Source organism: Mycobacterium persicum (assembly GCF_002086675.1).
Taxonomy (GTDB): domain Bacteria; phylum Actinomycetota; class Actinomycetes; order Mycobacteriales; family Mycobacteriaceae; genus Mycobacterium; species Mycobacterium persicum.
On record NZ_MVIF01000318.1, the window covers coordinates 1 to 388 of the forward strand.

1 pseudogene is annotated in these 388 nt (G+C 81.4%); it reads right to left on the bottom strand.

Annotation, left to right across the window (positions count from 1 at the left end):
• Positions 1-388: pseudogene (locus tag BST40_RS33675) on the bottom strand (PE family protein); the annotation flags it as partial.

The following is a 388-nucleotide window of genomic DNA, read 5'->3' on the forward strand; positions in this document are numbered from 1 at the left end:
CACCGCCTTGGCCGCCGGTGCCGCCTTGGCCGCCGGCGCCTTGGGTGCCGGCGGTGCCGGTGAAGGCGTTGCCGGCGGCGCCGCCGGTGCCGCCCTGCCCACCGGCCCCACCGGCACCGCCGGTGCCGCCGGTGGCGCCCGCGCCGACCGCGGCGGTGTTGTCGGCGCCCTTGCCGCCGGTGCCGCCCACGCCGCCGGTGCCGCCGTTGCCGGCGGTGCCATCAGCACCAACAGTGGAGCCGAGGCCGCCCTTGCCGGCGTCGCCGCCTTGGCCGCCGGTGCCGCCGGTGCCGCCGGCCTGGCCGGCGATGGCCGGGTTGGTGCTGTCGGTGCCGGTGCCGCCTTGACCCCCAGCACCGCCTTGGCCGCCGGTGCCGCCTTGGCCGCC